Origin of the sequence: Nocardia sp. NPDC052566 (assembly GCF_044547285.1) — a bacterium.
Lineage (GTDB): Bacteria > Actinomycetota > Actinomycetes > Mycobacteriales > Mycobacteriaceae > Nocardia.
In genome coordinates this window covers 457,673-484,320 of the sequence record NZ_JBIUAF010000003.1, presented here as the reverse complement: position 1 = coordinate 484,320, position 26,648 = coordinate 457,673, and the positions used below count along the sequence as shown (strand labels likewise).

Here is a 26,648-nt window from a genome sequence, read left to right as displayed (position 1 = left end):
GCTCGATCCGAACTTCGTCCACCCCGGTGTCGTTGGGCTGCGGGTGGGATTCATCGGGACTCGGCCAGGGCGGTGGCGTGGACCGGGATGATGCGGTCGGCGATGGCCAAGATGGATGGGCGGTGGGCGATTACAACTACGGTGGCGCCGTCGTCGGCTCGTTGTTCGAGGGCTGCGAGGACGGTGGCTTCGCTGTCGGGGTCGAGGTGGGCGGTCGGTTCGTCGAGCAGGAGGATCGGGCGGTCGGCAGCCAGAACTCTGGTGAGGGCGAGGCGTTGCCGCTGGCCGAGGGAGAGGCCCGTGCCGCCCGCGCCGACGGTGGTTCCCCAGCGGGCGGGGAGTTCGTCGAGTACGGCGTCGAATCCGGTTGCCGCGCAGGCTGCTTCCAGTTCGTCCACCACTCGCGCGGCGCCTCGGTGCGTACCGGCCGAGGCGTGAGCGCCCAGCAGCTCCAGGTTCTCCCGGAGGGTTCCCGGGACGAGGACCGGACGCTGCGGCAGCCATGCCACCCTGGCCCACCAGGCATCCGGCTCCAGGTCGCGCACATCGGTGCCGTCGACGGTGACCGCACCGCCGTCCGGCGTGATCAGTCCCAGAATCGCCTGCAGCGCCGTCGATTTCCCGCTACCGTTCGGCCCGGTCAATACCGTGATCGTCCCCGGACGCATACTCGCCGAGAGCCCGGCAGGCGCCGAACCATTGCGGGCGTGCACCGTCAGATCGCGAATCTCGATGGCACCGGCGGCATCTCGATGCCCTGCCGCAGCCGTTGTGATCGCGTCCGCAGCAGGCCGACCCCTACCTCGGAGCGTCCCGTCAGTCGATTCATCGGTGGCCGAACCGATCTCCACCCCGCGCCCTTCGGCGGCAGGATCGGTCGGCCGCTGAGGCCGAGCGCGGCTGGTCACCGGGATGTCAGTGGTGCGACGCACATCGGTCACCGGCGCCGCGCTCGTATCGGCGGAGCCCGGCGCGGGGTCGAGGATCGCAAAAGCCTTGTCGGCGGCGGCCATTCCGTCTTGGGCGGCGTGGAAGCGTTCGCCGACGGTGCGCAGCGGCAAGTAGACCTCGGGGGCGAGGATCAAGGCGACGAGGCCTGCGTACAGGCTCATCTCGCCGAAGACCAGGCGCATGCCGATGGAGACGGCGACCAGGGCGACGCACAGGGTGGCGAGCATTTCCAGCACCATCGAGGACAGGAACGCGATCCGCAGCGCGCGCATGGTGCGCTGCCGCAGGGAATCTCCCAGTTCGCGGACCCGGTGCTCCATCGTCTGCGGGATCGAAGCGCGTTCTCCCACTGCGGAACTCGCGGTCTGCGCACCCGAGCCGCCGATCCGCCGAGCGGCAGCTCCGGAATCGCGCCCCGGTTCCGCATTCGCCGCGGTTTCGGGCCGCGACGTCGCCGAATTCGGCTCGGCGCGGGCAGCTCCGGTCTCGCGCCCGAGCGCACGCAATGTCGGCATGCCCGCGAACAGGTCGAGCAACTGGTCGGAGAGGCGGGTGGTTGCGGTCAGTGTCGCTTCGGCCCTGCCCTGGGTCAGCAGGCCGATGAGGATCATGAAGATCGGGATCAGGGGCAGGGTGACCAGGCAGATGATGCCGGAAATCGGGTCGTGCACCGCGATCACGGCAAGCACGACCGGCGGCACAAGGCACGCGAGCAGGAGGGCGGGTAGGTATCCGACGAGGTAGCCGCGCAGACCGGACAAGCCCGTGCTGACCACAACGGCCAATTCGGTTCGGCGGGTTTCGAGTTCGCGAGGCGGAAGTTGGGCGCCCGCGGTGAGGACCGCGGTTTCCAGTTCCGCGACCACCGACGCGCCCGCGCGGTGCGCGAGCCGGGATTGCAGCCAGGTGACCAGGGTTCGGCAGCCAACCGCGGCGGCGAGGACGCTCAGTTCCACCGTCCATTCGCCGAGGCCGCGCTTGCCGGGGTCGGTGACGACCCCGGCGAGCACCCGAGCCAGCGTGACCGCCGTGACCACGATGCAGCCCGTAATCGCCAGGGACAGTGCGACACTCAGTACCAGGTAGCGGCGGGCCGAGCGGGCGTACCGCCACAGGCGTGGATCTACGGGCGGGCGGGCCATGGGTCAGTCCTTCGTCGATCCCATGGGCAGGCCGATCGGCGCCGGGATCTGGTCGACGGTGATGCGCTTGCGGAACACCCAGTACGTCCAGCCCTGGTAGATCAGCACGACCGGGGTGACGATCACCGCGGCCCAGCTCATCACCTTCAGCGTGTACGGCGTGGACGAGGCGTTGTGGATGGTCAGGTTGTATGCCGCGTCGATGGTGGAGGGCAGCACATTCGGGAACAGCGACCCGAACAGCAGCGCGCTCACCGCCGCGACGGTCACCGTGGTGCCGACGAACGCCCATCCGTCCCGCCCGACGAAGACCGCGGCGCCCGCGATGACGAGCCCGATCACCGCCAGCGCCAACGGAATCCAGGTCCAGTCCGTGCCGTAGGACAGCTGGGTCCACAGCCCGAACCCACCGGCGACGAGCACGGTCGGAATCAGCAGCAGCCGCGCGGAGCCGACGACGTCCTCGCGCACCGCACCGCCGGTCTTGAGCGCGAGGAACACCGCACCGTGGAACGCGAACAGCAGCGCCGTCGCCAGTCCGCCGAGAATGGCGTACGGGTCGAACAGTTCCCACGCCGAACCGGTCATCGCGTGCTGTGCGTCGAGCGGGACACCGCGCACGATGTTGGCGAACAGCCAGCCCCACGCGAGCGCCGGTATCCAGGAACCGATGCCGATGCCGAGATCGCACCAGAACCGCCAGCGCGGATCGTGGATCTTGCCGCGGTACTCGATGGCGCAGATGCGCAGGATCAGCGCGACGAGCAACAGCAGCAGCGCGAAGTAGAACCCGGAGAACATGCTGGCGTACCACTCGGGGAAGGCCGCGAACATGGCGCCGCCCGCGGTGATCAGCCAGACCTCGTTGCCGTCCCACACCGGGCCGATGGTGTTGAGCACCACGCGCCTTCGGGTGTCGTCGTTGCGGCCGAGGATCGGCATCAGCATGCCGACGCCGAAGTCGAAGCCCTCCAGTACGAAGTAGCCGGTGAACAACACGCCGATCAGCAGAAACCAGAACTCTTGCAGACTCATCGTCGGCTCCTAGTAGGCGAAGGAAAGCTGTTCGACGGGCGCGTCGCCGGCGCCGTCCGACTTAGCCGGGCTCGCAACCGGTTCCGGGCCGGCGACCGTGTACCGGCGCATCAGGTAGAACCACACGACCGCCAGCGCGCCGTAGAGCACCGTGAAGGTGATCAGCGAGGCGAGCACGGTGCCCGCGCTGTGCCCGGAGACGGCCTGCTGCACGGTGAGCCGCAGGTTCGGGTCACCGGACGGGTTCGGCGCGACAATCCAAGGCTGGCGGCCCATTTCGGTGAACACCCAGCCCGCGCTGTTGGCCAGGAACGGTGTCGGGATGGCGAGCAGGCTCAGCCAGGCGAACCAGCGCTGGTCGGCCGCCCTGCCGCGCCGGGTCACCCACAGTCCGGCGAGCACGAGCAGCGCCGCGCCGGCGGACAGGCCGATCATCGCGCGGAAAGACCAGTAGGTGACAAAGAGATTCGGCCGGTAGTCGCCGATGCCGTACTTCTCGTTGTAGGTCTTCTGCAGGTCGATGACGCCGGGCAGCGTGACATCGGTGAACTTGCCCTTGGCCAGCCACGGCAGCACGTAGGGCACCTCGAGCACGTGGGTGACGCTGTCGCAGTTGTTGTGCGTGCCGACGGTGAGCACGGAGAAGTCGGGGTCGGTTTCGGTGTGGCACAACGATTCCGCCGAGGACATCTTCATCGGCTGCTGCTCGTACATCAGCTTGCCCTGTACGTCGCCGGTGTAGATGAGCGCGAGCATCGACACCACGATCACCAGCAGCGAGACACGGGCCGCCGGGCGCCACATGGTGCGCGCCTCTGCCATCTTGGCCTCGTCACCGCTGCGCGCGTTGCGCACCATCCACCAGCCGCCGATACCCGCGACGAACGTGGCCGCGGTGAGGAATGATCCGGCGACGACGTGCGGAAAGGCCGCCAGTGCCGTGTTGTTGGTGAGCAGATCGGTGATGCTCTCCAGTTCCGCGCGTCCCCGCTCCGGGTTGTACCGCGCGCCGACCGGATGCTGCATGAACGAGTTCGCCGCGACGATGAAGTACGCCGAGGCGTTGACGCCGATCGCGACCAGCCAAATCGTGGCCAGGTGAACGACTTTCGGCAGGCGTGACCAGCCGAAGATCCACAGCCCGAGGAAGGTCGACTCCATGAAGAAGGCGACGAGCCCTTCGAGGGCGAGCGGTGCGCCGAAGACGTCACCGACGAAGCGGGAGTACTCCGACCAGTTCATGCCGAACTGGAATTCCTGCACGATGCCGGTGGCGACACCGAGCGCGAAGTTGATCAGGAACAGCTTCCCGAAGAACTTGGTGAGCCGGTACCAATGCTCCTTGCCGGTGATCACCCACGCGGTCTGCATGCCCGCCACGATCGGGGCCAGTCCGATGGTCAACGGCACGAACATGAAGTGGTAGACGGTCGTGATGCCGAACTGCCATCGCGAGATGTCCAACGCGCTCATCAGCGAGCCCTCCTGCCGATCTACGACATGTCGTAGTAAACCCTACGCCGCAGGTAGAACCGATCAATGAGTCTTACGCCACGACACACCGGACCACTCGGATCAACCACGCAGTTTCACCAGGTCGCCGACAGGGATGTAAGACGGAGATCACGAAGCAACGACTGATATCGCAAGTACATGGGTAACTCGTCGGGTACCGGCTGAATCAGCCACCAGCTCACCGCCGGCCGCCAACGCAAGTCCCCACGCACCCGAGTCTGGCCTGAAGTCGCGGAGAGGCGGTGGAGCGCAGATCACCGCTCACCAGTCGCCGATGACCCCCGCCCGCGCGATGCCGCGATCGACCAGCTCGATGATCTCGCCCGCGTTGTCCGGCGCCGACATGCGCAGTCCGTCCAGCGAATTCACCCGCGCGGCCAGCGTGATGCTCGACAGCAGCCAAATGCTGTCGCAGGTCAGCAGATCGGCGGTGAACAGCGATTTGTATTGGCAGTCCCAGCCCGCCTTCTCGGCCTCGGCGAACAGCGCGCGCTGGGTGACGCCGGGCAGCACGCCGTTCTTCGACGGCGGGGTGATGAGCTGTTTGTCCCGCGCGATCACCACGGACGAGCGCGGACCCTCGAGCACCCGATTCTCGGTACTGGTGAAGATGACGTCGTCGGCGCCCATCCGGTTGGCGAAGCGCAGCGCGGCCATGTTGGTGGCATACGACAGCGTCTTCGCGCCGAGCAGCTGCCACGGTGCGGCCTGCGCCAGATCGATCGAGATGCCACGCGAAAGGGTCACCACCGCAACACCATCCGTCCGCGCCACCGCGACCCGCGCAGGCACCGGCAGCACGAGCACGTACGAGGTCGGCACCGGAACGGCCGCGGCGAGGTCACCGGAGGTCACCTTCTCGCGAACACCGGGCAGATCGCTGTCACGCCCCCTTGTCAGCACCAGCCGCAGCAGGCCCTCGCGATCGGAGCCCCACTCCTTGGCCGCCCGTTCGACCGCTTCCCGCCACCGGCCGAGTTCGGGCTCGGGTAGATCGAGTGCCTGCGCCGAACGGCGCAGTCTGCCTAGATGGAACTCGAGCGCGCAGGCGTTACCGCCGCGCACCAGCACCGTTTCGAAGACACCGTCGCCACGCAGCACCCCGATATCGTCGGCAAAAAGCAACGGCGCGTCCGCATCACGGACCGCGCCGTCGAGTGTTACTAGAACTCGATCCACCATGCGTCGAGCGTAGGGCAATAACCCCCACCTCGAGGAGGTACGCGATGGGCGGAATGCCCCGATTACCCAGGGCTCCGCAACCGTTGTGCACCGGACCAGCAAACGGCGCGACCCGGCCTGATCAGCCGATCCCGAGGGCCACTGACGACATCGAACCCGGCGCGCGCATAGAGTGGTCATCGTGTCCGTGGTCGTTGCGCCCAGCCCAATCCTCAGTGTTCCTGGCGCCGTCGCGGGAGCGTCCGGCTCCGCCGACGCCGCCGTGGCCTGGCATTACGGTGATCCCTTCGGTGAGCAGCGGGCCGCGGCCCAACGCGTGGCGATCATCGATCGGTCGCACCGTTTCGTACTGAGCATCACCGGCGCCGAGCGGCTGACCTGGCTGCACACCATCTCCAGCCAGCACATCGCGAATCTCGGCGATCGGCAGTCGGCGGAGAACCTCGACCTCGATCTGCAGGGCCGGGTGCTCAACCACTTCGTGCTCACCGAGCTGGACGGCACCGTCTGGATCGATACCGAGGCCGAGCGCGGTCCCGACCTGCTCGCCTTCCTCACCAAGATGGTCTTCTGGGCCGACGCCAAGCCGCAGGAGGCCGCCGATCACGCGGTGCTCAGCCTCCTCGGCCCCGAGGTCGCCGGGCTGATCGGCACGCTCGGCGTCACCGAGCTACCCGGCGACTACGCGGTGGTGCCGGTGCCTGGCGGCGGTTTCCTGCGCCGGATGCCGTGGCCGACCGCCGACTCCTTCGATCTGGTGATCCCCCGCGCCGAGCTGTCCGTCTGGTGGACCCGGCTGACCGAGGCGGGCGCCGCGCCCGCGGGCATGTGGGCCTTCGAGGCGCTGCGCGTCGCGGCGCTGCGGCCGCGCGTCGGCCAGGACACCGACGAGCGCACCATCCCGCACGAGGCCCGCTGGATCGGCGGTATCGCCGAACACGGCGCGGTGCATCTGGACAAGGGGTGCTACCGGGGCCAGGAAACAGTTGCGCGCGTGCACAATCTGGGCAAGCCGCCGCGGCATCTGGTGCTGCTGCACCTGGACGGCTCGGCCGACGATCGCCCGGCCATCGGCGACGACCTTACGGCGGGGGGCCGCGCGGTCGGCCGCCTCGGCACCGTCATCGACCACTACGAACTCGGCCCCATCGCCCTGGCCCTGATCAAGCGCACCGTCCCCGCCGACACCGCGCTTACGGCGGGCCCGACCGCCGCGGCCATCGACCCGGACAGCGTGCCCGCCGACGACGCGCCCCAGGCGGGCCGCCTCGCCGTAGACCGCCTGCGCGGCCGCTGATCGGAGGTCCCGATGTCCCTCACCGAACCCGCGCGTGTGCTCGCCGTCTGTGTGGTGCACGCCGAACTGGAGATGCCGACCAAGGTCGGCCGTACCGCGATCGATAAGCGCCCCATGCCGAGTCGCGTCGGCGTGCGCGCGCTCGGCCTCGACGGCGATCACGTCTGCGACACCAAGAACCACGGCGGCGCGCACCAAGCCGTTTACGCCTACGCCGAACAGGACGCGCGGCGCTGGGGCGAGGAACTCGGGCGCGAACTTCCCGCGGGCTGGTTCGGCGAGAACCTGCGCATCGCGGGCCTGCCACTGAGCGACGCGGTGATCGGCGCCCGCTGGGCGATCGGCGACACCCTGCTCGAGGTGAGCGCGCCGCGCGTGCCGTGCGCGACCTTCCAGCACTGGTCCGGCGAGCCGCAGTGGGTGAAGCGGTTCACCCTGCAGAGCGATACCGGCGCCTACTTCCGCGTGCTCACCGAGGGCACGATCGGTGCGGGCGACGAGATTTCGGTGGAGCACACCCCCGAGCACGGCGTCACCGTCCGCGACCTGTTCACCGGCGCCGACCCCGATCGGCTCGCGCTGCTGCTCGCCGCCGAGCCGTCGATCTCCGACGACGTGCGGATGCAGATCGAGCGGCACACGCGCCGCCATGCCAACGCGGCGAGGGCGGCCGAACAACGGATGGGAGCCAGCGTGAGTGCGCGCAGCGAACGAACCAACGACACAGCGACGTCGGTCAGGACGAAGCCGAGCGTCAGCGAGGCGAAGTCATGACGGTGGAACTCGTCGAGGTGGTGCGCTCGGGCTTCCGCGAGTGCGTGCACAGCGGCTCGGTGGTGATCCTCGACGCCGCGGGCGAGCCGACGCTCGAGCTCGGCGAGGTGCACGTACCGATCTACCCGCGCTCCACCAACAAGCCCATGCAGGCGATCACCTTGCTGCGCCACGGTTTCGAACCGGTCGACGACGCCGAGCTCGCCATCGCCGCGGCATCGCACTACGGGGAGGCCGATCACGTCGCGCTGGTGCAGCGGCTGCTCGATCGCTTCGGCTTCGACGAGAAGGCGCTGGAATGCCCACCGGATTTTCCGAGCGAGGAGACCGCGCGCGCCCAGGCGGTGACCGCGGGTGAGCCGCGCCGCATCTTCATGAACTGCTCCGGCAAGCACGCCGCGATGCTGGCCACCTGCGCGATCAACGGCTGGCCGACCGAGGGCTACCTCGACGTGGCACACCCGTTGCAGCAGGCCGTGATCGAGACCATCGCCGACCTCACCGGCGAGCCGGAAACCGACCTCGGCATCGACGGCTGCGGCCTGCCGATCATCCCGGTCTCGCTGGTCAATCTGGCCCGTGCGTTCGCCACCTTCGCGACCTCGGATCCGGACACACCGCAGCGGCGGGTCGCCGATGCGATCCGCGCGCATCCGCGAGTGATTTCGGGCACGAACGGACCGGACTTGTTGACCATGCAGGCCACGCCCGGACTGGTCTGCAAGATCGGCGCCGACGGTGTGCACGCGGGCGCGCTGCCGGACGGCACCGCCTTCGCCTACAAGATCGCCGACGGTCACGACCGCGCGCGGATGCCCTTGACGCTGGCCATTTTGCAGCGCATGGGAGTCGACTGGACCGATGCGCACACCGCGCTCGCGGCCCCCGCGGTGCTCGGCGGCGGGGCGAGGGTCGGAGTCATCCGGGCGATCCCGGGAGTGCTCTAGCCACGCCGACCGAGGGCGACAACCGGGCAAACGTCACCAGTTCGGGAGTTGTTGACCCACTCCTGGAAGCGAGACCGACAGACACACGCTAAAGTGTCTGTCAGGAAGAGTATTAATTCGAACGGGGCCGCCAACAAACCCCAGGCCGCCCCGCAGTGACGCGAGGGGGTCAGCCATGGGCCGTGGCCGGGCTAAGGCAAAGCAGACTAAGGTCGCACGCGAGCTGAAGTACAGCTCTGCGCCGACCGACTTCCAGAGCCTTCAGCGCGAGCTTTCGGAAAGCCCCAACTCCCAACTGAGTGGTGGTGTGCTGTCCGATGAGCACGACGCGGACGAGTCCTCAACCCGATCCCGTTGGGACGAGGGCGACGACTACGACGACTGGCGCCGCTGACTCGGAACGACGGTGAAGGGGGAGGCCGACGGGCCTCCCCCTTCACCGCGTTGAAATCCGGGTCGCGGCCTAGGTCTTAGAGGCTCGCATCAACATCAAAAGTCCCGCATCGGTCGATGCGGGACTTTGGTGTGTGCTGAGCATTTTGCCGAGATGCACTGTGCTACCCCGGCTTTCGCCGGGGTAGCACAGTGGTGATTCAGAAGCGCGGGTGTTCGCCGACGAGCACGGCGCGCACGGCGTCGGCGTCCTTGGCCTTCTTCACGCTGCCGAGGGTCCAGCATTCGATGTGGCGCGCGGTGAGCACCGCGAGCGCGCGATCGACGTCCTCCGGGGCGACGACGGCGACCATGCCGACACCCATGTTGAACGTCTTCTCCATCTCGATCCGCTCGACCCGTCCGCGCTGGGCGATCATCTTGAACACCGGCGCGGGATTCCAGGTGCCGCGGTCGAGTTCGGCGACCATGCCCGCGGGCAGCACCCGCGCCAGGTTCGCCGCCAGGCCGCCACCGGTGACGTGCGCGAAGGTGCGCACATCGGTCTCGGCGATCAGCGCGAGGCAGTCCTTGGCGTAGATGCGGGTCGGCTCGAGCAGTTCCTCGCCGAGGGTGCGGCCGAACTCCTCCACATGCCCGCTGAGCGACATCCGGTCGATATCGAGCAACACCTTGCGCGCCAGGCTGTAGCCGTTGGAGTGCAGGCCCGAGGAGCCCATGGCGATCACCACGTCACCGGGACGCACCCGGTCCGGCCCGAGCACCGCGTCGGCCTCGACCACGCCGACACCCGTCGCGGACAGGTCGTAGTCGTCCGGACCCATCAGGCCGGGATGTTCGGCGGTCTCGCCGCCCAGCAGCGCGCAGCCCGCCTGGACACAGCCCTCGGCGATGCCGGAGACCAGCTGAGCCACCTTCTCCGGGACTACCTTGCCGATGGCGATGTAATCCTGCAGGAACAGCGGTTCGGCGCCGCAGACGACGAGATCGTCGACAACCATGGCGACCAGATCGAGGCCGAGGGTGTCGTGCTTGTCCATCGCCTGGGCCACCGCGATCTTGGTGCCGACGCCGTCGGTCGAGGCGGCGAGCAGCGGCTCGCGGTAGCCACCCTTGAGTGCGAACAGTCCGGCGAAGCCGCCGAGCCCACCCTGGACCTCGGGCCGGCTCGCCTTCTTGGCCAATGGCCCGAACAACTCGACGGCGCGGTCACCTGCCTCGATGTCCACGCCGGCCGCGGCGTACGAGGCACCACCACTGGGGGTCTGTTCAGTCATTTTGGGGGAAAGCTCCAAACCGAATCGGCGGATAGATGCCTGATCACGCTACCCGAGAGGCATAACGACCTCGCACCTGAGTTGACTCCTCCTCTTGACAGTGCTGAATTGCGGCGCATCACACGCTGCCCTCGCCGACGAACAGTCCGGCCGCGGCTTCGCGGCGGCGGCGTTGTTCGGCGGGGTCGGGGACGGGGACGGCGGCGACGAGGCGCTTGGTGTACTCCTCCTGAGGGTTGCGCAGGATGCGGTCGCGGTCGCCCTGTTCGACGACGGCGCCGTCGCGCAGCACGACGATGCGGTCGGCGAGCTGATCGACCACGGCGAGGTCGTGGCTGATGAACAGGCAGGCCCAGCCGCACTCCTGCTGGAGCTTGCCGAACAGTTCGAGCACCGCCGCCTGCACCGACACGTCGAGCGCGCTGGTCGGCTCGTCGGCGACGAGCAGGTCCGGATCGAGGATCAGCGCCCTGGCGAGGCTGGCCCGCTGGCGCTGGCCGCCGGACAGCTCGTGCGGATACCGGCGTTCGGTGCCCGCGGGCAGTTGCACGTCGTCGAGCAGCTTGCGCACCCTGGCGCGGATCTCCTCGGAGTTGCCGACCTTGTGCACGATCAGCGGCTCGGCCACGCACTCGCCGACGGTGAGCCGCGGGTTGAGCGAGCTGGCCGGATCCTGGAAGACGAAGCCGAAGCGCCGCCGGATCGGCCGCAGCACCCGCTGCGACATACCGGCGATGTCCTGGCCGCGGATCTTCACCACGCCGGAGGTCGGCCGCTGGAGTGCGGCGACACAGCGGCCGATGGTCGACTTGCCCGAGCCGGATTCGCCTACCAGGCCGACGGTTTCGCCCGGCGCGATGGTCAGGCAGACGTCGTCCACCGCACGGAACGGCGGGCGGCCGAACGGTCCGGGGAACTGGACAACCAGGTTGCTCACCTCGAGCACCGGCTCGGCGGCGGCCTTCTCCTCGACGCCGCCGTGCTCGAGCTGGCTGGTGCCGAGGTGCGGGACGGCCGCGAGCAGTTTGCGGGTGTACTCCTCCTGCGGCCTGGCGAACAGGTCGTCCACCGAGGCCTGCTCGACCACCCGGCCGTCGCGCATCACGACGACCCGGTCGGCCAGGTCGGCGACCACGCCCATGTTGTGTGTGATCAGCACGATGGCGCTGCCGATCCGGTCGCGCAGATCGCGCAGCAGCTCTAGGATCTCCGCCTGCACGGTGACGTCGAGCGCGGTGGTCGGCTCGTCGGCGATGATCACCTTCGGCTCGCAGGAGATGGCGATCGCGATCATCACGCGCTGCTTCTGCCCACCGGAGAGCTGATGCGGGTAGTAGTCGACCCGGTGCTCGGGATCGGGCAGCCCGACCATCCGCAGCAGTTCGACCGCACGCGCACGTGCCGCCTTGCGGCCCATATCGCTGTGCGCGCGTAGCGCCTCGACGATCTGGAAGCCGACGGTGAACAGTGGGTCGAGCGCGCGGCCCGGTTCCTGGAACACCATCGAGATCGCCCCGCCGCGCAGCGCGGTGAGCTGTCGCTCGCTCATCGAGGTGATCTTCTCGGAGCCGAGGGTGACCAGCCCGCGCACCTGCGCGGTATCGGGCAGCAGCCCGATCGCGGTGCGCGAGCTGACCGATTTACCCGACCCGGATTCGCCGACGATGGCGAGCACCTCGCCGGGGAACACCTCGTAGGACACATCGGTGACCGCGTGCACCGGTCCCGCGTCGGTGGCGAAGGTGACCGACAGCGATTCGATGGACAGCGCGGGCCGCCCTGTCGCTTTCGTCAACGTGCTTCTCCTTCCCCTGGTGCGCTTGGCTTTTCGGTGCCGGTGCCGGTGCCGGTGTCGCCGTCGGCCGGAACCTCGGCTTCGGCGAGCAGCAGATCCTCCAGCTCGGCCGTGGTGAGAGCCCCTGTGCCGTCACTGTTTTCGAGCATGACCGGGGTGCCGCTCGCACCGACCGTCAGTGTGGCGGTATCCGCGGCGACGGTGGCCTTGCCCGGCGCACGGCGGGTGCGCAGCAGCGGGTTGAGCACCTCGTTGAGGCTCTCGCCGACCAGCGTCAGCCCGAGTACCACGAGCACGATGGCGGTACCGGGGAAGATACTCGTCCACCAGACCCCGTTGGACACCTCCTGCAACGACTTGTTGAGGTCGAAACCCCACTCGGCGGCCTGCGTCGGTTCGATACCGAAGCCGAGGAAGCCGAGCCCGGCCAGCGTGAGGATGGCGTCGCCGCCGTTGAGCGTGACGATCACCGGCAGCGACTGGGTGACGTTGGCGAGGATGTGCCGGAACATGATTCGCGCCGTCGACGCGCCGGTGACCCTGGCCGCGTCGACGTACGGTTCCTGTTTCACCGCAACGGTGGCATTGCGCACCACCCGGAAGTATTGCGGCACATAGATGGCCGTGATCGCGACGGCCGCGGACACCATGCCGCCGAAGCTGCTCGATCGCCCGCCCGCCACCACGATGGAGACCACGATCGCGAGCAGCAGCGTCGGGAACGCGTAGATCGCGTCCATGAACAGCACGAGCACCCGGTCCACCCAGCGCCCGATGTAGCCGGACACCAGGCCGAGCGGTACGCCGATCAGCAGCGAGAGCACCAGCGAGATCACGATGACGAGCAGCGCGGTGCGCGCGCCGAAGATCACCCGGGAGAACACGTCCTCGCCGCGGATCGATGTGCCGAACCAGTGCTCCGCCGACGGCGCCTGCGAGCGCGCGAATTCCACACCGTCGGCGGCGTTTTGATAGAAGCCGTAGGGCGCGATCAGCGGTGCGAAGACCGCGAGGAACACGAAGATCGCGACCAGCGCGAGGCCGACTATCAGCGTCGCACGCTGCACGCCGACGGTCATCGAGATCAGTCGCAGCCCTGGTATTCGCCTGCGCCGCACCGAGGGTGGCACCGGCGGCACCACCACGGGTTCGTTCGCCAATTCCGGAGCGGCCATCAGAACCTCACTCTCGGATCGATCAGCGCGACGATGGCGTCGACGATGAAGCTCATGACCGCGACCACCAGCGCGACGAACGCGACGATGCCTTGCACCGCAATGAAATCGCGCGCCTTGAGGTACTCCGCGAGCTGATAGCCGAGACCCTTCCATTCGAAGGTGGTCTCGGTGAGTACCGCGCCGCCGAGCATCATCGCGATGTAGAGACCCATCACCGTGATGATCGGAATCAGCGCGTTGCGCACCGCATGCCGCCCGGTGACCACGCGCGCGGACAGCCCGCGCGCCCGTGCCGCCTCGACGTAGTCGCTACGCAGTGTCTGAATCAGGTTGACCCGCACCAGCCTCAGGAAGATGCCCGCGGTGAGCAGTCCGAGCGCGAGCGCGGGCAGCACCGCGTGTTTGAGCACGTCGACCAGATAGTTGGTGTCGCCGTAGAGAATCGCGTCGACCAGCATGATGTTGGTCTTGGGCGAGACGTGCTGCAGTTGCAGTTCGACATTGGTGCTCGCCCGGCCCGCGACCGGGAACCAGTCCAGCTTGACCGCGAAGATCAGCTTGAGCAGCAGGCCGACGTAGAACACCGGCGCCGCGTAGGCGAGGACACCGAAAAGCCGCAGACCGCCGTCGGTGACCGAATCACGATGTGTCGCCGCGTATCTGCCGAGCGGAACGCCGACGGCAAAGGCCACGAGCAGCGACCAGAAGACCAGTTCCAAGGTGGCGGCGCCGTAGGTCATGACGACCTCGCTGATCTGCCGATTGTCTTGGGAGTGGCCGAGATCGCCGCGCAGCAGCCCGGTGAGATATTCCCAGTACTGGGTGAGGATCGGCCGGTTCAGCCCGGCCGCTTCTTTACGCTCTTCGATCTGTGCCTGGGTCAGGCGTCCGCCCATCGCGGCGCTGATCGGATCGCCGACCACCCGCATCAGGAAGAACACCACCGTGACCAGGATCCACGCGGTCGGCAGGATCAGCAGCAGCCGAATCCCCAGGTAACGCAGCAGGGCGAGCTGCCTGGAGTCACTGCTGCCTGATCCGCCGATTCGCGGCAGCCCGAAACGCCGGGCCCGAACCGGAGCCGCTTCCCTGTCGGAAACGGCTACCGATTCGGGCCCGGCAGCGCCGGATGTCACTTGCTCAGCACCGTGTAACGGAATTTGTAGGACGGATCCAGCGTCTGCTGGACGCCCTGCACGCCCTTACCAGCGATCGCGATCTGCTTGCCGGACAGCAGCGGAACGATCGGCACATGGTTGGCCGCCAGATCCTTCTGCACGGCTTGCAGCAGCTGTACGCGCTTGTCCTTGTTGCCTTCGGTGGCTTCGGCGGTCAGCTGTGCGGTGATGCTCGGGTCTTCGAAATGCGACTGCAGGAAGTTGTTCGGAGCGAAGAACGGGGTCAGGTAGTCGTCCGGATCCGGATAGTCCGGGAACCAGCCGAATTGGTAGAGCGGGTAGCTGTCGCGCGCCCGTTCCCGTTGGTAGGTAACCCATTCCGTGGACTGCAGGTTGACCTTGAACAGGCCGGTGGTCTCCAGCTGCGACTTGATCGCGGCGTATTCCTCGGAGCTGGACGTGCCGTAGTGATCCGGGTTGTACTGCAGGTTCAGCTCGACCGGGGTCGCGACGCCCGCCTCGGAGAGGAACTTCGACGCCTGCTCCTTGTTCGGCTTGGCGCCGTAGATCTCCTTGAACGACTCGGTCGCACCCGGCATGCCTTGCGGCACCGACGAATACGCGGGCTGGAAGGTGCCCTTGTACACGCTCTGTGCCAGCGCGTCGCGGTCGACGGAGGAGGCGAGCGCCTTGCGCACGGCCAGCTTCTGCTGCGGCGTGCCGCCCGGCATCGTGTTGAAGTTGAACACGATGTAGCGCAACTCACCACCGGGGCCGTCGAGCACCTGCACCTTGCCACCGCTGCGCATCGACTCGATCTCGGTCGGGGTGAAGGTGCGGTAGCCGACGTCGATCGCGCCGTTCTCCAGGTCCAGCTTCAGGTTGTCGGAGGTGGCGTAGTACTTGGTGGAAACCCGCTCGGTCTTCGGCTTGCCGAGGATGCCCTTGTAGTCGGGGTTCGCCTTGTATTCGACGAGCTTGTTCTTGTCGTAGCTCTCGATGGTGAACGGGCCGGAGTAGCCCTTGGCCTTCACCACGTCCTCGTCGGCCGCGACCTTGTCCGCGGGGAACACCTTCTCGTCCACGATCGGACCTGCCTGCGTGGCCAGGATCGACGGGAAGGTCTGGTCGTTGGCGTTCTTCAGGGTGAACGCGACGGTCTTGTCGTCGACGATGTCGGTCTTGTCCAGGTTGGCCAGCAGCGAGGCGGGGCCGTTCGGATCATTGATCTTGAGCATCCGGTCGAACGAGAACTTGACGCTCTTGGCGGTCAGCGGGTTCCCGTTGACGAACTTCACATCGGGCCGCAGCGTGCAGGTGTACACGGTCGGCGTGGTGAAGGCGCACTTCTCGGCGGCGTCCGGCTTGGGTGTCGCGTCGCCGGGCGGGAAATTCAGCAGATACGAGTAGATCTGGGTCTCGACCAGCAGTGATCCGTTGTCGTATGCGGCCGCCGGATCCAGCGAGAAGATCTTGTCGATGGTGCCGGCGACAATACCGGCCTCGCCACCACCACCGGTACGGCCGGAACCGCAACCCGCGAGGGCGGACGCGACGAGCGCTGCCAAACCGATGGCGGCGATCCCCCTCGTCCTATACCTAGAAACCAACATCAGGCCCCACTTCTCGAGCGCGCCACACTGCGTGTCCTGGATCACAGGACACGCTGAGACGCGGTGAACTTCCGATCTAGCGGGCACCGTACCCACGAATCGTTAAAGAAACGTTGCGTTTCCAGAGAAAAAATCACGGGGTTGTTAGCCACTGTTGCGAATGATGCACAGCCGGTGCAGGACGACCGGTTGAACGCCGAGGTCTGCGAGATTTTTCGATCCGCGATGTCTCGAGGACGCCATGACACCGAGGTCGACAGCAACGGCTCGGTACCCAGTACATCGCAGGCTCAAACCTCGACGCGCGTACCAGAATTCGGGCAACACGGATGAATCACTCTGCGACACACCGAGACATCAATGAAGGTGGCCACCGACCCGGTTGTCCGGGTGGTGGCCACCTTCATGGGAAGACGCTGTGTAGTCAGGGCCTGCTGAGCGCACTCGCGTTCGCGTTCTCGCCGAGCAGCATCGCCTCGGACTGTCCGGTGAGCACGCCCTCGAGCACGTTCTTGCCGATCGCGGCCTCGGCGGGCAGCGGAATCGGGTAGCTGCCGTCGAAGCACGCGCAGCACAGCCGCGAACGCGGCTGCTCGGTCGCGGCGATCATGCCCTCGGTGGAGATATAGCCGAGCGTGTCGGCACCGATCGAGCGGCGCACACCCTCGACCATCTCCTCGAAGCTGCCTTCGGCACCCGCACCGTTGGCGATCAGCTCCGCCCGCGAGGCGAAGTCGATGCCGTAGAAGCACGGCCACTTCACCGGCGGCGAGGCGATCCGCACGTGGATCTCCAGCGCACCCGCCTCGCGCAGCATCCTGATCAGCGCGCGCTGGGTGTTGCCGCGCACGATGGAATCGTCGACCACGATGAGCCGCTTGCCGCGGATCACCTCGCGCAGCGGATTCAGCTTGAGCCGGATGCCGAGCTGACGGATGGTCTGGCTCGGCTGGATGAAGGTGCGGCCCACGTAGGCGTTCTTCATCAGGCCCTGCCCATAGGGCACGCCGGACCCCTGCGCGTAGCCGACCGCGGCGGGCGTCCCGGATTCGGGCACCGGGATCACCAGATCGGCGTCGACCGGATGTTCCTTGGCGAGGCGACGGCCGATATCCACTCGGGTGGCATGCACCGAGCGGCCGGAGATGGTGCTGTCCGGGCGGGCCAGGTAGACGAATTCGAAGACACAGCCCTTCGGCTCCGGATTCGCGAAGCGCATCGAGCGCACGCCGTCGGCATCGATCGCCAGCAGTTCGCCCGGTTCGATCTCCCTGACGAACGCGGCGCCGACGATATCGAGCGCGGCGGTTTCACTGGCAACGACCCAGCCACGGTCGAGCCTGCCGAGGCACAGCGGGCGCACGCCGTGCGGGTCGCGCGCGGCGTAGAGGGTGTGCTCGTCCATGAAGGTGAGGCAGAAGGCGCCCTTCAGCGTCGGCAGCAGCGCCATGGCGGCCTGCTCGATACTGGAATCGGCGGCGGCGTGCGCGAGCAGCGCGGTGATCACATCGGAGTCGGAGGTGGCGGCAACCGGGCCGGGGCGGCCGTTGGTCACCCCGCCGATCAGTCCGAGTTCCCTTGCCCGACCGGCCAATTCGGCGGTGTTGACCAGATTGCCGTTGTGCCCGAGGGCAAGTCCGGAGCCGACGGCGGTGGTGCGGAAGATCGGCTGGGCATTCTCCCAGGTGACGCCGCCGGTGGTGGAGTAGCGGCAGTGCCCGATGGCGATGTGGCCAGGCATGGCGGCCAGGGTCTGCTCGTCGAACACCTGACTGACCAGGCCGAGATCCTTGAAGACCAGCACCTGCGAGCCGTCCGCGACGGCGATGCCCGCCGCCTCCTGACCGCGGTGCTGTAGCGCATAGAGTCCGTAGTACGTGAGCTTGGCCACGTCCTCGCTCGGCGCCCAGACTCCGAAGACGCCACACTCCTCGCGTGGCTCGTTCTCATCGAGATCCGGGGCGGCGGAGGTTGCTACGACGGGTAGTTCGGCGTTGGTCACCGTTTGCTCCCTGTTCGGGCGGGCTGGGGGCACTCGTCATTCTACGGGTGAATGTCGACGGGTGATCACCGCCACCGCATCCGAGTAGCAATCCGGTGGGCGATGCATCGATAATCCGCCGTAATCAGCTGTTACGGTGCGACCGTGACGACTTCGGACAGCTCGGACGCGACCTCCGACGGCACGGCCACAGCCACGGACGGCACGGCCGGTACCCCCGGCGGCACGGGCACGGTCCGGCTCGACCGCAGGCGCTGGCTGCGCATCGTGCTGCTGCCGCTCGCGGTGCTCACGGTGCTCACCTCGCTGCTCGGCGTCATGTACCTGGACTACGTCATCGATCCCGAGAAGAACCTGCACGACTTCCCGATCGCGCTGGTCAACCAGGACGTCGGCGACGTCATCGGCCAGGGCGATCAGCAGAAGCAGGTGAACTTCGGCGATCAGATCGCCGCTGCGCTCGCCAAGGGCGTCCCGGCGGACAAGGTCGATCTGCGCGTGATCGGGATCAGCGAGGCCGAGCAGCAGATGCAGTCGGGGAAGGTCTACGGCTCCATCGTCATCCCGAGCGATTTCAGCAAGCGGCTCGGCATTCTCGGCATCGGCAGCGTCGTCCCCGGTGATATCCAGCGGCCGATCATCACGCTGCAGACCAATCCGCGCACCGGCGCCTTCGGCACCCAGATCATGCTGCGCGTCGGCAATCAGGCGCTGACCGAAGTGAACAAGCAGGTGGGCACCCAGCTCACCGAACAGGTGAACGCGAACCTCACGCCGCCGCCGGGTGGACCGCCCGCGCCCCAGCTGTCCGGCGCGGCTCGGGTCGCGATCGCCGATCCGGTGAAAGTCGTTGTCCAGCAGTATCACCCGCTGCCCGATGGCACCGGCCAAGGGCTCTCCGCGTTCTTCTACGCGCTGCTGCTCCTGCTGTCCGGAATGGTGGGGGCGATGGTCATCCACACCATGATCGATGCGCAACTCGGCTTCGTGCCCACCGAATACGGCCCGTGGTACGTGCACTACCCGCCGACGCCGATCTCCCGGTTCCACACGCTGCTGATCAAATGGGGCGTGATGCTGATCACCGCGAATGTCGTCTCGGCGGTGTTCCTGATCGTCGGCAACGCACTGGACATGCCGATCGACCATCCGCTGCAACTGTTCCTGTTCAGCGCGCTCGCGATGATCGCCGTCGGTTTCACCTGCCTGTCCACCCTGGCCGCCATCGGCTCGGCGGGCCTGCTGGTGAACCTGATCCTGTTCATCGTGCTCGGCCTGCCGTCGTCCGGCGGCACCGTACCGATCGAGGCGACGCCCAAGTACTTTGCCTGGCTGGCCAATTTCGAACCGATGCACCAGGTCTTCCTCGGCGTCCGCTCGATCCTCTACTTCGACGGCAACGCCTCCGCCGGGCTGTCGCGCGGCGTTTGGATGTCCGTGCTCGGCCTCGGCATCGGCCTGGTGCTCGGGCTCGTGATCACCAAGTACTACGACCTGAAGGGGCTCGAGCGCACCAACCGCGCCGCCGCCTGAGCGGGCTCAGGCCTTGGCGACGGGCAGCCAGTGGGCGATTTCGGCCGCCCGGCTGCCCGAGGCGGTGAGCGCGCCGGAGTCGACGGCGGCCGCGAAGTCGAGCAGGCCGGTGGCCAGCAGCAGCCACGTGCGCGGGTCGGTTTCGACCACGTTGGGCGGGGTGCCCCTGGTGTGGCGCGGGCCTTCGATGCACTGCACCGCGACGAACGGCGGTACGCGCACCTCCACCGAATGGCCGGGGGCCGAGGCGGCGAGCGTGCGCGCGGTGGTGCGGACGGCGGCCGCGAGTTCGGTCCTGGTCGGCGCCGGTGTCGCGTCGTCACGCAACCACTCGTGCACTGCCTGTACCGCCGACCTCAGCTCGGCCGGGCTCACCGATTGTCTCGCCACCCGGCGAGGTTACCGCCGGGGTGCGACACGACAGTGCGGCCGGGTTATGGCCCGGCCGCACTGGTTTCGAAGGGTCAGCTCTGCTTGGGGGTGGCGCGCATGCCGACGTAGCAGGCCTCGGTGCCGTCGGTGAGGGTGGCGAAGACGACCGGCATGTAGTCCTCGGCGAAGGAGGGACCCGCGCCGGAGGCCGCGAAGACGTTCTCCGAGACCGGGGTGAGCTCCATGCTCAGCGCGGGCGACACACCCGCCATCCCGTCGACGAAGTCGTAAAGCATGTGGGCAGAGCCGTCGGCCTTCTTGCTGACGGTGATGACGACACCGGCGCGCTTGTAGACGCCGACGAACGGGTCGATCGGCACCTGGATCGGCGGGGTCGCGGGACCGAACGCCTCAGGGATGCGCACACCGGCGATCTCCGCAAGCAGCTCACGGAACAGCGATGCGTAGAGCTGGCGTGCGCCACCACCATTGGTGAGCAGCGCGACGGCCACCTTCGCGCCGGGGACGACGCGCAGGTAGGCGTACTGACCGACCGCGGCGCCGTCGTGCCCGAAGCCGGCGATGCCGTCCCAGTCGTACAGGGTCCAGCCGAGGCCCCAGCCGTCCGCGCTGACCGACCACTTGTCCGGCACGTCCACCACGCGCTGCTGCATCAGCGCCGTCGTTTCGGCGGAGAGCACGGCGGTGCCGTCGGCGGCGCGGCCGCCGTCGAGGTGCATGCGGGCGAAGCGGACCATATCGCCCGCCGAGCTGATGATCCGGCCCGCCGGCGCGACCGCGCGGGGCATGAGATCCCACGCGGGCGCCGGATCCGGGTACTGACCCGGCTCACCGAGGTGGCTCATCGCCACGCGGTGGCTCAGCGCCTGCTCGGGCAGCGTCACGGTGTGGCCGAGGCCGAGCGGGGTGGCGAGCAGGTCCTGCAGCGCCTGGTCCCAGGTCGTACCGGTCACCACTTCGATGATTCGGCCGAGCACCATGTAGCCGAGGCCGCCGTAGGAGACCGCCGTGCCCGGCTTGCAGTCCAGTTCGACTTCCCTTGCCGCCCTGACGTATTCGGCAAGGCAGTCGTCACCGCGGCCGGCGTCGTACAGGAAGTCGTTGGTCACGCCGCCGGTGTGACTGAGCAGCTGGCGGATGGTGATCTGTTGCGTCGCTTCGGGATCCGGGGTGGCGAACTCGGGAAGTACGTCGACGACCCGCGCGTCGAGGTCGAGCTTGCCCGCGTCGACCAGCCGCATGATCATCGTCGCGGTGTAGACCTTGGCGACCGAACCGCACAGGTACACCGAATCGGTGGTGGCCTCGACGCCGGTGCCGCGGTGCAGCACTCCGCTGGCCAATTCGTAGACCTGCCCGTCGATCAGGATGGCCAGCGAGGCGCCCGGCACGTGGTGGGCGGCGCGCAGTTCGTCGAACCGCTGCTGCCAGCGCGCCACCGAGAAGGTCCGGCCCGCGGAATCCGCGCTGCCCCACTCCCCTTCGACCTTCCAGTTGCCCTCGGCGCCGTAGTTCACAGTGTTCGACATTGCGTATCTCCATCCAGTTCCACTCGGCGCGTACGCCGTTTCCGTATGCGAACACTGTACGCACAATGGAACGCTGTGCGCAATATGGAAGTGTGTGCGCAGGAGATTTGCCTGGTCAGCGCCGGGTTACTCGCCGACGACCGAGCGGTTCTCGTCCGGTTCGCCGAGCTTCATCGCATACACCCGGTCCAGGAAGTCCCGGTGCGCGCGCAGCGTGGAGTCGAGCAGTTCGCGCCAGGTGCGGCGATCGATCCTGGTGTCGCTGACCAGTGACGACAGCGAGGCGGGGCCGAGCTTGTCGATGTGGTCGACGATGAAACTCAGCCTGCGGCGCGGGAATTGGGCGCCGATGCGCGGATTGTCGTCGAGGAACCGGTCCAGCGAGTACAGGTAGTTGATGGCGCGGTTGTACTCCTCGTCGGTGAGGTGATAGTCCATCCGCTTGATCTCCACGATCCACAGCTCCCCCGCATCGTGCAGCAGCACGAAATCGGGTTCACGCTTCGCGCTGCCGATCGCCGAGGTCACCAGCGTGACGCCGAATTTCTGCGCGTACCAGCGCTCGAAGCTCGCCCGCACCCGCTTCAGCGATTCGTTCATCCCGAGCGGGGTCCACTCCGGGGCGAGCAACCACGGCGCCCGTTCGATCAACTCCTGGAACGGGCGCTCCAGCGAGCGCCGGTCGTCGATCAGATCCTGCAACCGCGCCACCACCGCGACCCGCTCCGAGGCGATCTGCCCCAGCGAGTAGACCTCGGCCACCCTCGCCGTCTCGAACAGCGCCACCACGACATCCAGCTGGTTCTCGGTATCGGCGGCAACCTCTTTCAGCGTCTCCAGCAGACTCCGCTGCGGCCCGAGCGAAAGCGCCAGGCGGACAATGCTGTCCACATGCGTCCGGTCGTCCAGCGCGGCCCTGTCCTTGTTGTTCACCAGGATTCGCGCGGCGTCCATCACCGACTTGCGGAACATCGCGTCGTTCGGCGCCATCGCCTGCAACTTCGCCTGGATGCCCGACCTCTCGACGAACTCCTCCCACACCCGCCGCTTCACCGAATTCTCACCGAGCCTGCCGAGTTCCCGGACCAGGTTGCGCCCCCACGCCGAAAGGGCCTCGCCCCGTTCGGAATTCCAGATGATGTCCTGCCGGTCCGACCGAACCAGATCCTCCTCCTCGTCCAGCCACGGCACATGGATCGCCCCGACCAGATAGGACCGCAGCTTGAACTCACCGGTGAACCCGGACGAGATCCCGAAATCCCTTGTCTGCGCGACCAATTTGCCCCGCGCGTAGATCCGCACCCCGGCCATCGCCTCATCCCGATACGGATTCTTCGAATACGCGGCCCACCCCGTCACCGGCAGGAACCGATCCCCGACCCGCACCGGTTGGGTGCTCACATCGATCTTCGTCTCCTCCATCAGATCGATCGGCAGATCGCTGAGCAGGAACATCTGCGGCCGCCCCGCCGCAAGACTGTTGCGCACCGAGACCTGCCAATCGGTCCGCTCCAAACCGAACCTGGCCGCGAGCTGGCGACTGAGTTCGGGCCCGGTATTCACCCGCTTGCGGAAAAAGTCCCGCAGAATCACCGTGGTGCCACGATGAATGGTGAACGTCCCGTCCTCCGGACCGGGCCGCGGATGGTAATCCCGCTCGGTATCGGAGAGCATGTCATCCAAACTCATGATGATGTTGGCGACCGGCCACCCCTGCGCCGTGCATTCGTCATCGGACCCGCCCGCCGTGATCACCTCGATGGTCCGGCAGATCCCGAACGGCGCGAGCTTGCCGATTCCCTTGCGCCCCATGACCGGTCGCTCCAGCGCCCGCGACAGATCGGTACCAGTGCGCACCCGGCGATCGGAACCGACCATCAGATAATGCCGATTGATCTCATCGGCCGTCATCCCGTGCCCGTTGTCCCGCACCACGATTTCGTGTGGCGCCTGCCCCGCCGCCCGCACGGTCCCGGCCAATGTCACGCCCCAGGGCAGCGACACCTCGACCCTGGTCGCATCCGCGTCATACGAATTCGCGATGAGCTCGGCGAGCACCGCGGAAACCCGGTCGTACAGCCTGATCCCCAACTTGTCGATGGTCAGCCTGCTGATCCGCATCGTGTACTTGTGCCCGGCGGTGTCGATGAATCCAGCGCCGTTGCCGTAGTCGTCCATGCCCGGGCCCCCAAATCCGCCCGAATGTATTAGCCACCCATATGCCTGGGCACCCGCCATCATCGTCCCCACGGATAACCGTCGCCTGAACATCCGACGACCGATTCATAACAGGACAAACGCATATCTCTTGATTTACCGCACACCGAATCGCAGGCGAATTGGTGTGCGGGAAATCAAAGGGCGTGCGGCTGTTCGGCCGCGTGCGAGGCGAGAACACCGCCCGTATTGATCGCCAGGTGCAGGAGGGAGGGTGCGGTGGTGCTGGTGGTGTGGCGGCGGAGCCAGCCGAGGGGGAGGCTGCCCAGGGCGGTGGCGAGGACTGCGAGGGGGGCGTTGTCGCCTGCGGATCGGGCGGGGTGGATGTGCCAGAGGCCGAAGGTGAGTGCGCCGAGGAGGGTGCCGGGGCGGGGGCCGAAGGTGTTGTCCAGCAAGGGGTCCAGGGTGGCGCGGAAGATGAGTTCTTCGGTGTAGACGGTGCCGAGGGGGATGTGTACCGCGGCCCATTCGAGGTTCGATACCTCTGTCTCCCTGGCTTCGACGGCCAAGAGCTTGCGCAGGGGCGGAATCGACAGTGCGGCAGCGTAACCGGCGGTGACGAGCGAGGCGGAGAGCAGGCCGTAGCGGAGTCCGCGGGCGGAGAACCAGTGCGGTTCGCCGCCGAAAGTGACGGCGTAGCCGGTGGCGAACGCGGTGTTGGCGGCGGTGCGGCCGCGCAGATCGAGACCGAGTCGGGGCAGCGCCCAGTTGCTCCACAGGAGGGCGACACCAGCGGCGGCGGCGGATTTGCCAACGCTCACTTCATCTTCCGCTCGTAGTCCTCGGTGGCGTCGATCTCGGGGCGAATCTTCTCCTGGAGCTCCGCGGTCCAGCCCGGTGGGGGCGCGATGGCCGCCCAGCCGTCGAGTACCAGGGTGCCGTAGGTGTGGCCGTGGCCGTCGGTGACGCCCTGGGCATTGGTCAGGTCGGCGCTCACCTGCCAGAAGGTGACGAAGGGCCACCACCGCATCTGCGGTGTGACGTCCGAGCCGCGCGGTTCGGACAGCCAATCCGGTTGGGAGAAGATGAGATCCGAGGACCACCAGACGATCGGGTCGGAGGCGTGTTGCAGATAGGCGATGCGCGGCGCGCGCCACTCCGTCGACGGGCGCGCCAAATCCGCACTGTCCGAAGCAAATCGGACGACCAAGCCGTCCGCGTACACCGGCGACACCTCACGGGATCCGGGGTCGCGCCGCGAAACGAACTGCTCCCATAGTCGATTCGAGTTCGGCGGACCGACCCACAGCGCACCGTCCACCTTCGACCGCAGGTCGGCGAGACCGTCGAAGGCCGCCTCCGAACCCTGTGAGCCGAGGCTCTCCCCGTACACGAGCAGCTTCGGCCGGGATTCCGAGGGCCGCGCGCTCCAATGCCGGTAGACCGCGTCGAACACCAGCTTGCCCGCGGTGGTCGCCTTGCCGCGGTCCGCGAGGAACGAAAGCACGCTGGGCAGATACGAATACTGCGAGGCAACCAGCGCGGTGTCGCCGCCGTACATGTACTCGATGGCGCCGGCCGACATGGAGTTCACCCACCCGGTACCGGTCGTGGTGATCACCACCAGCACTTTGCGATCGAAGGCCTTGGTGCGCTCCAGTTCTTCGGCGGCGAGTTCGGCGCGCGCCTCGGGATCCGCCGCCGACTCCAGACCGACGTAGGCGCGGATCGGTTCCTTGGCGGGCTGCCCGGTGAGCGCGCTGATCCGGCTCGCGGTCGGCCCGTGCGAGACGAACCAGCGCCCCTCGAAACCGAGCGTCTCCCATTTGGCCAGCGAGGCCGGGCTGCCCGAGCGCTCGTCCTGCTGCGGCTGTACCGCGTTCTGCGAGGTGTGATCATTGCGCACGCTGAACGCCGAGTTGGCGACGGCGAAGAAGGCGCGCGAGGCAACACCGTTGAATATCGTCACGGTGAACACCACGAGCAGCAGGAATCCGACCGACGGCGCCAGCTCGCGCGGGATGCGCACCCAGCGGTTGAGCCAGCGGGCCAGGAACAGGATGATCTCGCGCACCGTCCGGTAGACCGCGACCACCGCCGCGCCGACCGCCATGCTGAGCAGGCCGGTGCGCAGGTAAGCGGGCGTCGTGGTGCCGGTCATCCCCATCAGCGCGGTGATCTCGCGCTGCCAGCGCGCCGACTGCACGAGCATGAACGCGGCACTGATCGCGCAGGTGAACAGGATGGCCGACTTCACCGAGTAGCGCACCCAGGTCGGTGGCGCGGGCAGCGTCAGCCGTTTGGTCACCTGCGGCCAGATCCACAGCCGGAACAGCCATTCCAGCACACAGCCGAGGCCGTAGCCGAGCGCGGCGTTGACGCCGCTGATCAGCCCCTGGAACAGCCAGTCGCGCGGCACCAGCGACGGTGTCACCGAGAGTGCGAAGAACACCGTCGCGACGACAAGCCCGGCGTAGTTGAGATCGATGATCTGCTCGAGGCGACGCACGAGCGCGACGCCGCGCGTGCGCAGCCTCGTCAATATCGTGGCGGTCTCGGGCACCGCTACGGCGGTCTCGGGCACCGCAACAGTATGGCGGTCTCCTCAGACAGATGGGTGCGTAGCGGCCCACGCCACGCGGTCGGGCCGACGCAGATCACACTCAGCGGAGCCGACGGCAAGTACCCAGACCGCTCGAGTAGTTGTACGCGGTCGCCTGCGCTGGTACATCAGCAGACTTCTTACCCATGAGTGAGCGAAGCGAGCGAAGCGAGCGAAGCGAGCGAATAATGCATCAGCGCGCTGTGCGCATGCCG

19 protein-coding genes and 1 pseudogene are annotated in these 26,648 nt (G+C 67.4%); 5 read left to right on the top strand and 15 right to left on the bottom strand.

From position 1 onward, the window contains the following. Window positions 1–50: 50 nt before the first annotated feature. The 4 genes from ACIG5A_RS16400 to ACIG5A_RS16385 form a co-directional block, all read right to left on the bottom strand. The gene (locus tag ACIG5A_RS16400; RefSeq protein ID WP_397241033.1) at window positions 51–2,093 is read right to left on the bottom strand and encodes an ABC transporter ATP-binding protein/permease; all 2,043 of its coding nucleotides are present in this window, start codon (window positions 2,091–2,093) and stop codon (window positions 51–53) included. 3 nt (window positions 2,094–2,096) lie between these two features. Continuing rightward, on the bottom strand, window positions 2,097–3,128 hold the full coding sequence (cydB, locus tag ACIG5A_RS16395) for a cytochrome d ubiquinol oxidase subunit II (protein ID WP_397241032.1): 1,032 nt from the start codon (window positions 3,126–3,128) through the stop codon (window positions 2,097–2,099). Between the two features lie 9 nt (window positions 3,129–3,137). After that, window positions 3,138–4,601 (bottom strand): cytochrome ubiquinol oxidase subunit I, encoded by a 1,464-nt coding sequence (locus tag ACIG5A_RS16390; RefSeq protein WP_397241031.1) that lies wholly within the window; start codon window positions 4,599–4,601, stop codon window positions 3,138–3,140. A 303-nt stretch (window positions 4,602–4,904) separates the two neighbouring features. Then, a complete protein-coding gene (locus ACIG5A_RS16385; RefSeq protein ID WP_397241030.1) occupies window positions 4,905–5,825 on the bottom strand; it encodes an aminodeoxychorismate lyase in 921 nt (306 codons plus the stop codon). 181 nt (window positions 5,826–6,006) lie between these two features. Here ACIG5A_RS16385 and ACIG5A_RS16380 point away from each other — a divergent pair, with 181 nt between their 5' ends. The 4 genes from ACIG5A_RS16380 to ACIG5A_RS16365 all read left to right on the top strand — a co-directional run bounded on the left by ACIG5A_RS16380 (window position 6,007) and on the right by ACIG5A_RS16365 (window position 9,237). Continuing rightward, the gene (locus ACIG5A_RS16380) at window positions 6,007–7,122 is read left to right on the top strand and encodes a YgfZ/GcvT domain-containing protein (protein WP_397241029.1); all 1,116 of its coding nucleotides are present in this window, start codon (window positions 6,007–6,009) and stop codon (window positions 7,120–7,122) included. A 12-nt stretch (window positions 7,123–7,134) separates the two neighbouring features. After that, window positions 7,135–7,896, top strand: coding sequence for an MOSC domain-containing protein (locus ACIG5A_RS16375; RefSeq protein ID WP_397241028.1), 762 nt, complete (start codon window positions 7,135–7,137; stop codon window positions 7,894–7,896). Further along, window positions 7,893–8,843 (top strand): asparaginase, encoded by a 951-nt coding sequence (locus ACIG5A_RS16370; protein ID WP_397241027.1) that lies wholly within the window; start codon window positions 7,893–7,895, stop codon window positions 8,841–8,843. The genes ACIG5A_RS16375 and ACIG5A_RS16370 overlap by 4 nt, the downstream gene beginning before the upstream one ends. 175 nt (window positions 8,844–9,018) lie before the next feature. Continuing rightward, window positions 9,019–9,237, top strand: coding sequence for a DUF3073 domain-containing protein (locus ACIG5A_RS16365; protein ID WP_397241026.1), 219 nt, complete (start codon window positions 9,019–9,021; stop codon window positions 9,235–9,237). Window positions 9,238–9,436: 199 nt separating this feature from the next. On the opposite strand, the gene purM is transcribed toward ACIG5A_RS16365, so the two are convergent. The 6 genes and pseudogenes from purM to purF form a co-directional block, all read right to left on the bottom strand. Then, window positions 9,437–10,513, bottom strand: coding sequence for a phosphoribosylformylglycinamidine cyclo-ligase (gene purM, locus ACIG5A_RS16360; protein ID WP_397241025.1), 1,077 nt, complete (start codon window positions 10,511–10,513; stop codon window positions 9,437–9,439). A 118-nt stretch (window positions 10,514–10,631) separates the two neighbouring features. Further along, complete coding sequence (locus ACIG5A_RS16355; protein WP_397241024.1) at window positions 10,632–12,308, bottom strand: ABC transporter ATP-binding protein; 1,677 nt, start codon at window positions 12,306–12,308, stop codon at window positions 10,632–10,634. A gap of 218 nt (window positions 12,309–12,526) precedes the next feature. Then, a pseudogene (locus ACIG5A_RS16350) lies at window positions 12,527–13,483 on the bottom strand (ABC transporter permease); the annotation flags it as partial. Continuing rightward, window positions 13,483–14,493 (bottom strand): ABC transporter permease, encoded by a 1,011-nt coding sequence (locus tag ACIG5A_RS16345; RefSeq protein ID WP_397241816.1) that lies wholly within the window; start codon window positions 14,491–14,493, stop codon window positions 13,483–13,485. The gene ACIG5A_RS16345 and the pseudogene ACIG5A_RS16350, both read right to left, overlap by 1 nt. A gap of 125 nt (window positions 14,494–14,618) precedes the next feature. After that, window positions 14,619–16,217 carry an ABC transporter substrate-binding protein gene (locus tag ACIG5A_RS16340; RefSeq protein WP_397241023.1) on the bottom strand — a complete coding sequence of 533 codons (1,599 nt, stop codon included), beginning with the start codon at window positions 16,215–16,217 and terminating at the stop codon, window positions 14,619–14,621. A gap of 424 nt (window positions 16,218–16,641) precedes the next feature. Beyond that, window positions 16,642–18,219, bottom strand: a complete 1,578-nt coding sequence (purF, locus tag ACIG5A_RS16335; RefSeq protein WP_397241022.1) for an amidophosphoribosyltransferase — start codon at window positions 18,217–18,219, stop codon at window positions 16,642–16,644. Window positions 18,220–18,483: 264 nt separating this feature from the next. Here purF and ACIG5A_RS16330 point away from each other — a divergent pair, with 264 nt between their 5' ends. Next, window positions 18,484–19,752 carry a YhgE/Pip domain-containing protein gene (locus ACIG5A_RS16330; protein WP_397241814.1) on the top strand — a complete coding sequence of 423 codons (1,269 nt, stop codon included), beginning with the start codon at window positions 18,484–18,486 and terminating at the stop codon, window positions 19,750–19,752. A 6-nt stretch (window positions 19,753–19,758) separates the two neighbouring features. Here the strand turns inward: ACIG5A_RS16330 and ACIG5A_RS16325 are convergent, their stop codons facing one another. From ACIG5A_RS16325 to ACIG5A_RS16305, 5 genes are all read right to left on the bottom strand, one after another. Continuing rightward, a complete protein-coding gene (locus ACIG5A_RS16325; protein WP_397241021.1) occupies window positions 19,759–20,142 on the bottom strand; it encodes a sterol carrier family protein in 384 nt (127 codons plus the stop codon). Window positions 20,143–20,216: 74 nt separating this feature from the next. Further along, window positions 20,217–21,674, bottom strand: coding sequence for a serine hydrolase domain-containing protein (locus ACIG5A_RS16320; protein WP_397241020.1), 1,458 nt, complete (start codon window positions 21,672–21,674; stop codon window positions 20,217–20,219). A gap of 126 nt (window positions 21,675–21,800) precedes the next feature. Beyond that, the gene (locus ACIG5A_RS16315) at window positions 21,801–23,915 is read right to left on the bottom strand and encodes an ATP-binding protein (protein ID WP_397241812.1); all 2,115 of its coding nucleotides are present in this window, start codon (window positions 23,913–23,915) and stop codon (window positions 21,801–21,803) included. Window positions 23,916–24,028: 113 nt separating this feature from the next. Further along, window positions 24,029–24,652, bottom strand: a complete 624-nt coding sequence (locus tag ACIG5A_RS16310) for a lysostaphin resistance A-like protein (protein ID WP_397241019.1) — start codon at window positions 24,650–24,652, stop codon at window positions 24,029–24,031. After that, window positions 24,649–26,415: an alpha/beta hydrolase gene (locus ACIG5A_RS16305; protein WP_397241018.1), complete on the bottom strand. Its 1,767-nt coding sequence runs from the start codon at window positions 26,413–26,415 to the stop codon at window positions 24,649–24,651. Before ACIG5A_RS16305 ends, ACIG5A_RS16310 begins: the two co-directional genes overlap by 4 nt. Window positions 26,416–26,648 lie beyond the last annotated feature (233 nt).

What these genes read in the sequence shown, in the direction of transcription:
- ACIG5A_RS16400 (WP_397241033.1), bottom strand. Translation starts at nt 2,093, where the DNA reads ATGGCCCGCCCGCCCGTAGATCCACGCCTGTGGCGGTACGCCCGCTCG.
- cydB (WP_397241032.1), bottom strand. Translation starts at nt 3,128, where the DNA reads ATGAGTCTGCAAGAGTTCTGGTTTCTGCTGATCGGCGTGTTGTTCACC.
- ACIG5A_RS16390 (WP_397241031.1), bottom strand. Translation starts at nt 4,601, where the DNA reads ATGAGCGCGTTGGACATCTCGCGATGGCAGTTCGGCATCACGACCGTC.
- ACIG5A_RS16385 (WP_397241030.1), bottom strand. Translation starts at nt 5,825, where the DNA reads ATGGTGGATCGAGTTCTAGTAACACTCGACGGCGCGGTCCGTGATGCG.
- ACIG5A_RS16375 (WP_397241028.1), top strand. Translation starts at nt 7,135, where the DNA reads ATGTCCCTCACCGAACCCGCGCGTGTGCTCGCCGTCTGTGTGGTGCAC.
- ACIG5A_RS16370 (WP_397241027.1), top strand. Translation starts at nt 7,893, where the DNA reads ATGACGGTGGAACTCGTCGAGGTGGTGCGCTCGGGCTTCCGCGAGTGC.
- ACIG5A_RS16365 (WP_397241026.1), top strand. Translation starts at nt 9,019, where the DNA reads ATGGGCCGTGGCCGGGCTAAGGCAAAGCAGACTAAGGTCGCACGCGAG.
- purM (WP_397241025.1), bottom strand. Translation starts at nt 10,513, where the DNA reads ATGACTGAACAGACCCCCAGTGGTGGTGCCTCGTACGCCGCGGCCGGC.
- ACIG5A_RS16340 (WP_397241023.1), bottom strand. Translation starts at nt 16,217, where the DNA reads ATGTTGGTTTCTAGGTATAGGACGAGGGGGATCGCCGCCATCGGTTTG.
- ACIG5A_RS16320 (WP_397241020.1), bottom strand. Translation starts at nt 21,674, where the DNA reads ATGTCGAACACTGTGAACTACGGCGCCGAGGGCAACTGGAAGGTCGAA.
- ACIG5A_RS16315 (WP_397241812.1), bottom strand. Translation starts at nt 23,915, where the DNA reads ATGATGGCGGGTGCCCAGGCATATGGGTGGCTAATACATTCGGGCGGA.